Genomic DNA, 1,542 nt, shown 5'->3' on the forward strand with positions numbered 1-1,542 from the left:
AGCCCGCCGAGACGCTGCGCGCCGCCCTCGCCTGGGTCCGCGAGCAGGAACGCGCGGGGAGCTGAAGCGAGCGTCCGTCCGTGCCGCCGCGCCGTCCGCGCGGCGGCGTTTCTTCGTGCACGGCGCGTTCCTTGGGCTTCCGTTCAAGATTGCGGGCGCCGACGCGCGTATGGTTACACTGGCGTACGACCGACGACGCGCACCACCCATCCCACGGGCCGCCCGGCCCGGCATGAACGACCACACCGGAGGCCCCATGAAACAACGAGTGCTCGGCATGATCCTCGCCGGAGGTCAGGGGACGCGCCTGTTCCCCCTGACGCAGAAACGCAGCAAGCCCGCCGTGCCCTTCGGCAGCAAGTACCGCATCATCGACTTCGCGCTGAACAACTTCATCAACAGCGAGATCTACTCCACGTACGTCCTGATCCAGTACAAGGCGCAGAGCCTGACGGAGCACATCCAGCGCGGCTGGCGCTTCGGGACCTTCCTCAGCGACTACTTCATCACCCTCGTGCCCGCGCAGATGTACCGCTACGAGGAGCTCGGACCCGTCTGGTACCGCGGCACCGCCGACGCCGTCTACCAGAACCTCCACCTCGTCGACAACTACAACGCCGACTACGTGGCCATCTTCAGCGGGGACCACATCTACAAGATGAACGTGGCGCACATGCTCGACGTGCACCGCGACACCCGCGCCGACGTCACCATCGCGTCCTTTCCCATGCCCGCCGCGGACTCCAAACGCTTCGGCGTGATGAACGTCGACGACCGGGGCCGCGTCACGGACTTCCTGGAGAAGCCCGATCCAAGCACGCTGCCGGGCAACCCGACGACGGTGCTGACCAGCATGGGCAACTACATCTTCTCCCGCCGCGCCCTCGAGGAGCTCCTGGAGACCAGCGCCCGTCACGACGAGGAAGGCTACGACTTCGGCAAGGACATCATCCCGCGCGCCCTGCGTGACGGCTACAACGTGATGGCCTACGACTTCCACCGCAACCCCATCCCCGGGCAGGCGGGCCCCAACACGTACTGGCGCGACGTGGGAACGCTCGACGCGTACTACGAGGCGAACATGGACCTCATCTCGGTGAGTCCGGAGTTCGACCTGTTCAACCCGGAGTGGCCCCTGCGCACCGCCGCCGAGTTCAGTCCGCCCACGAAGTTCGTGCACGAGGCCGCCGAGCGGCGCGGGCAGGCCTTCAACAGCATGCTCGCGGGCGGCGTGATCATCTCGGGCGGCACGGTCCGCGACAGCATCGTCGGACGGCGCACCCGCGCGCACTCGTACTCCCTCGTGGAGAGCTCGGTCATCTTCGAGAACGTGGAGATCGGACGGCACTCGCACGTGCGGCGCGCCATCATCGACAAGGACGTCGTCGTGCCGCCCGGCACCCGCATCGGCCACGACCCCGAGGAGGACCTCGCGCGGGGCTTCACCATCACCGAGAACGGCGTCGTCGTCGTCCCGAAGTCCTACACCTTCTGAGCGTCCCCGTGGGCCGCCCGCGTTCCGTCCGGGACGCGGGCGGCCCA

Annotated in this window: 1 protein-coding gene; it reads left to right on the plus strand. The window is 67.6% G+C overall.

Annotated elements, in window-relative coordinates:
* Positions 1-256 precede the first annotated feature (256 nt).
* On the plus strand, positions 257-1,495 hold the full coding sequence (glgC, locus tag DEIPI_RS0107655) for a glucose-1-phosphate adenylyltransferase (protein ID WP_027481385.1): 1,239 nt from the start codon (positions 257-259) through the stop codon (positions 1,493-1,495).
* Positions 1,496-1,542 lie beyond the last annotated feature (47 nt).

Origin of the sequence: Deinococcus pimensis DSM 21231, assembly GCF_000519345.1 — a bacterium.
Classification (GTDB): Bacteria; Deinococcota; Deinococci; order Deinococcales; family Deinococcaceae; genus Deinococcus_A; species Deinococcus_A pimensis.